Source organism: Rodentibacter sp. (assembly GCF_057314195.1).
Genome location: NZ_DBHLAM010000028.1, coordinates 1 through 5155 on the forward strand (window position 1 = coordinate 1; position 5155 = coordinate 5155).

Consider the following 5155-nt stretch of genomic DNA (forward strand, 5'->3'; position numbering starts at 1 on the left):
CATTAATTGGAGAAGTTGTTTGACTTCCGATTGGAAGCCACGGGTTTCTTGATTTTGTGACATCATTTTTTTCCTTTTATGGCAAATTAAAATTGAACGCCACAGATATAAGAATGAAAAAGAAATTTTCAAGAGAAAAATGTGGAAACGATGCAATGTTGTAAATACACAAAAAAGTTGCCGAATCTAAACATGAATTGAATGCTAAAAATAGCACCGCATTGGAATCAGTCCAATGCGGTGCTATTTTACGATCATAATTTCCGCGTCGATAATTTCCGCGTCGTAGAGGGCTAAATCATTTAGCAGTTAAACCGCACCTCGGAAAAGAAATTAGAATTTATAACCAACACCGACCTTTGCCCCGTAGTTATTTACTTTGGTATCGTCAAAATTACCCAATCGGTTATATTCCACACCGCCGTTTGCGTACCATTTTTCATCTAAATTATATTTTGCACCGGCAACTACGCCATAGCCTAATTTGGTGTCGGAAGAACTTTTATAACGTTGCTCCGCGCGATCGTCATATTTGAATCGGTTTGCGGCGACACGTGCACCAACATAAGGTTTAACGCGGGAATTTAGGTCAAAATCATAAAGTACAGATGCCCCTAAACCTTGAATTTTCGCACCTTCGACTTTACCGTGATGAGTGTAATCACCGGCAACGCGCACGTTCCCCAATTGATAACCTACGGCAACTCGCGGCTCTACTTTGGTTTTGTGATTGCCATTCGCCGAAGTTCTTGAAAGGCCAACATCACCTTCCGCATAAACGCCCGCGTTAGCGTTGGAAGCTATCGCAAAAGCACCGATAATTATGGCTAAAACAGACTTTTTCATGTGAGACTCCTTTAATTCTTTAGTCGAATTAATTAAACCGTCTAAAATGTAGCATAACTACAATTAATTTTCACCGACAAAAACCAATTTTCCCTTACATTTTCGACATAAATATTCTACGCCTCCTTTTAAAATTCGATTATGGCAACGAGCGCTTAATAAATGCGTTTGGCAAGCACAATGATATTCGAAGGTTTGACCTTGCACGTTTCGCACGTCAAATTGATGACAAGTATCCGCCGACAATTGAAAAACTTGATTCATTACCCTCTGCCATTCTTGTCCGTGCGGTTTTACGCGACCAAAAACTTGATAGGTAATTAAATGCCCCAATTCATGTGGCACCACTTGACGGATAAATTCTTCGCTATTTTCCACCAGTAAAGTGCGATTAAATTTAATTTCGTTTTTTTGTAAATATGCGACGCCTGCTTTCATTCCGCGTAAATCATAACTAACCGTCGGCATCGGAAATTCGCGTTTGAAATAACTTTCCGCAAGACGTAAAGATTCCGCCAACTTACGCTGAACCTGCATTTTTAAATGTCGAAATTGTGTTTGTGGTGAAAGCATAAAAATTAGAAAAAACAAAAACCGCTAGATTAGCGGTTTTTTATTCATATATAAGAGGTTATTTTAACCCGGCTGCAGCGCGTAATTCTTCCGCGCGATCGACTTTTTCCCACGGGAATTGTTCACGGCCGAAGTGACCGTAAGCCGCTGTTGCGCGATAAATCGGTTGAATTAAATTCAACATTTTGATTAAACCGTAAGGACGCAAATCGAAGAATTCACGCACTAACGCGACTAATAGTTCATTCGCTACTTTACCCGTACCGAACGTTTCTACCATGATTGATGTCGGCTCAGCCACACCGATGGCATAAGAAAGCTGAATTTCACAACGCTCCGCTAAGCCGGCAGCAACGATATTTTTCGCCACATAACGTGCGGCATAAGCGGCAGAACGGTCCACTTTTGATGGGTCTTTACCGGAAAATGCACCACCACCGTGACGAGCCGCGCCGCCATAAGTATCTACGATAATTTTACGACCGGTTAAACCACAGTCGCCCATCGGGCCTCCGATAACGAAACGACCGGTCGGATTAATAAAGAATTTAGTGTCTTTCGAAAGCAATTCGCTCGGCAATACCGGCTTGATGATTTCCTCCATCACCGCTTCGTGCAAATCTTTTTGCGCGATTTCTGCCGAATGTTGAGTGGAAAGTACCACCGCATCCACACCGACGATTTTATCGTTTTCATATTTCAAGGTAACTTGGCTTTTCGCATCCGGACGCAACCATGGCAAGGTGCCGTTTTTACGTACTTGCGCTTGTCTTTCCATTAAACGATGCGCATAGGTAATTGCTGCCGGCATCAACACGTCGGTTTCATTTGTTGCGTAACCGAACATAATACCTTGGTCGCCTGCTCCTTGATCCAACGGATTCTCACGATCCACGCCTTGATTAATGTCTGCAGATTGTTTACCAATGGCGTTTAGCACTGCACAAGAATGACCGTCAAAGCCCATATCAGAATGCTCATAACCGATCTCACAAATCACTTTACGAGTTAGATTTTCAATATCCACCCATGCAGAAGTGGTAATCTCGCCGCCCACCAGCGCCATACCGGTTTTCACATAAGTTTCGCATGCCACGCGGGCTTTTGGGTCTTGTTTTAGGATCTCATCGAGCACCGCATCGGAAATTTGATCGGCGATTTTATCAGGATGTCCTTCTGACACGGACTCGGAAGTAAATAAGTAACTAGACATAGTTTTCCTCATTGAATTTAGATGTATTGACGTATAGACGGCTATAATACGGATTTTTGTTTAATAAGCAAGCACTATTACGCGATAATTCAAAACGAATTGCTTGTCTTTTTATCGATGCCTTGTAAAAAAGGGATTTCTCTCAGAAATCCCTTCGCGTTATTTTTTCGTAATTAACCAGCAATTATGAATTTGTTTGTTGCGTTCAAAATCCAACGGTAACGTCTTATGCGAAATGAGCACCGCATTGAACCCAAGTTCTTCCAGTGTCGCAAAGTCCATTTTAAAGCCACGTTTATTGTTAGAAAACACGATAGTGCCGTTCGGACGCAAAATACGTTTTAAACTCGTCATCAACTTAATGTGATCCCGTTGCACGTCCCAGCTGGCTTCCATACGTTTGGAATTGGAGAACGTCGGCGGATCCACAAAAATTAAATCGAACCGGCAATCGCATTTTTCTAGCCATTGCAGACAATCCGCTTGAATCAGTTTATGCTGTTTGCCTTCAATATCGTTAAGCAATAAATTTTGTTCTGCCCAATTGAGATACGTATTTGACATATCTACAGTGGTGGTAGATTTCGCACCGCCTAACGCCGCGTGTACCGTCGCCGAGCCGGTGTACGCAAACAGATTCAGGAAATCCTTACCTTGCGCCATTTCACCCAACATTTTGCGGGTTAGACGGTGATCCAAAAACAAGCCTGTATCCAAATAATCCGTCAGGTTCACCCACAATTTCGCGCCGTATTCGTTCACATAAAAATATTCGCCTTTGTTTGCCAGTTTTTCATATTGATTAGTGCCTTTTTGCTTTTGGCGCACTTTCAAAACTAATTTGTTGGTTTCCACACCCGTTACTTTCAAGGTCACATTCACCGCATCCAACAAGCGCTGACGCGCTTTATTTTCATCAATATTTTTCGGCGCGGCATATTCCTGCACGACAATATGATCGCCGTAACGATCTACCGCCAAATTATATTCCGGCAAATCCGCGTCATATAAGCGATAAGCGTCTAGCCCTTGTTGCTTCGCCCATTTTTCAATTTTCTTGATATTCTTTTGCAGACGATTCGCAAAATCCACCGCTACCTCAGGTAAAGAAGTGCGCTCAGATTCAGCCACACTTTCCACCCGTTTGGCAATTTGGTAATTCTTCTGCACACAATCCAATGGACCGTTTTTCGCTTTAAATTGACGATGGGAACGCAAACGCAGGCAATCCAACAGGCTCGGCTCGCCACTGAAAATAGACAGGTTCCAACCGGCAAACTGTTGTTTCAAACGTTGCCCGAATACAGAATATAAGGCAATCAATGCCGGTGCGGTGCCTAAACGTTCACCGTATGGCGGATTACAAATCACCGTACCAGCCAAGTTCGGACTTGGATTTTTAATCGCTGCCACATCGCCCTGTTGCCATTGCATTAAATGCGCTACGCCGGCATTTTTAGCGTTTTGTTTGGCTTTTCGCAACACCTGATGATCCAAATCGAAACCGTAAAAGTGCGGTGGATTTTCACGTTGTTTTTCCGCTTCCGCCAACGCTAAAGCTGCTTCTTTCACTCTTTCCCACGCCGTCTGGTTATGCCCCTGCCAAAAATCAAAGCCCCAATGTAGACGATACAACTGCGGCGCAATTTGTGCTTCCATTTGGGCCGCTTCAATTAGCAACGTACCGGAACCGCACATCGGATCCACTAACGGCGTGCCTTTTTGCCAGCCGGAACGCAACACTATCGCCGCGGCCAACGTTTCACGCAACGGCGCTTTGCCGGTATCTTCACGATAACCGCGTATGTGCAACGCATCACCGCTTAAATCGAGCGAAATCACCACCTCATCCCGATTTAAATAGGCGTGAATGCGAATATCCGGCTGCACTTTGTCCACATTTGGACGAGCACGCCCACGACGTTCAAAATAATCCACGATGCCGTCTTTCACACGCATCGCGCCAAATTGAGTGTGGCGAATTTCCTGATTCGTACCGTTAAAATCCACGAAAAATGTCACGCGCTCATCAAATTGAGTCAGCCAATTAAAGCCCGATACGGCAGCATAAAGATCAAGATCACTGTAAATTTTGGTTTCAATTAACGGAATTAAAATGCGCGACGCTAAGCGCGACCAAAGTAACGTACGATAAAGCGTTTCATCATCCGCTTGATAATGCACTCCGCCTTGTACGACTTTTGCATCTTGCGCACCAAGCTCAGTGAGTTCAACTTTTAGGAGTTCTTCAAAACCACGAGAAGTGGTGGCAAATAGGTGTTTCATGTAGATTCTCGGTAGGAAAAAAATCGGCGCGGATTATAGCATAAGTTTCAACTTGGTTAATTTAAATCGGCTTTCGCCAGACGAAGACGAACGAAAGTATCCAAATCGACAAAGAATGAATAAGCCTTCAGCTTTTTAAGATAGGTTAATATTGTGTTGAAAATCTAGATGATGACAATAAATAGTGGTGGGTCGTGAAGGATTCGAACCTTCGACCAACGGATTAAAAGTCCGCTG

General features: G+C 43.6%; 4 protein-coding genes. All 4 read right to left on the reverse strand.

The window, feature by feature from the left end:
• Positions 1 to 333: 333 nt before the first annotated feature.
• The 4 genes from ACO59Y_RS04180 to rlmKL all read right to left on the reverse strand — a co-directional run bounded on the left by ACO59Y_RS04180 (position 334) and on the right by rlmKL (position 4918).
• Positions 334 to 846 carry an opacity family porin gene (locus ACO59Y_RS04180; protein WP_486130913.1) on the reverse strand — a complete coding sequence of 171 codons (513 nt, stop codon included), beginning with the start codon at positions 844 to 846 and terminating at the stop codon, positions 334 to 336.
• A 63-nt stretch (positions 847 to 909) separates the two neighbouring features.
• A complete protein-coding gene (locus ACO59Y_RS04185) occupies positions 910 to 1419 on the reverse strand; it encodes a SprT family zinc-dependent metalloprotease (protein WP_486130915.1) in 510 nt (169 codons plus the stop codon).
• A gap of 58 nt (positions 1420 to 1477) precedes the next feature.
• On the reverse strand, positions 1478 to 2632 hold the full coding sequence (gene metK / locus ACO59Y_RS04190; RefSeq protein ID WP_373602878.1) for a methionine adenosyltransferase: 1155 nt from the start codon (positions 2630 to 2632) through the stop codon (positions 1478 to 1480).
• A gap of 159 nt (positions 2633 to 2791) precedes the next feature.
• Positions 2792 to 4918, reverse strand: coding sequence for a bifunctional 23S rRNA (guanine(2069)-N(7))-methyltransferase RlmK/23S rRNA (guanine(2445)-N(2))-methyltransferase RlmL (gene rlmKL, locus ACO59Y_RS04195; protein ID WP_486130918.1), 2127 nt, complete (start codon positions 4916 to 4918; stop codon positions 2792 to 2794).
• Between the last annotated feature and the right edge of the window lie 237 nt (positions 4919 to 5155).

Coding starts and splice junctions, on each gene's coding strand:
- ACO59Y_RS04185 (WP_486130915.1), bottom strand. CDS start 1,419: ATGCTTTCACCACAAACACAATTTCGACATTTAAAAATGCAGGTTCAG.
- metK (WP_373602878.1), bottom strand. CDS start 2,632: ATGTCTAGTTACTTATTTACTTCCGAGTCCGTGTCAGAAGGACATCCT.
- rlmKL (WP_486130918.1), bottom strand. CDS start 4,918: ATGAAACACCTATTTGCCACCACTTCTCGTGGTTTTGAAGAACTCCTA.
- ACO59Y_RS04180 (WP_486130913.1), bottom strand. CDS start 846: ATGAAAAAGTCTGTTTTAGCCATAATTATCGGTGCTTTTGCGATAGCT.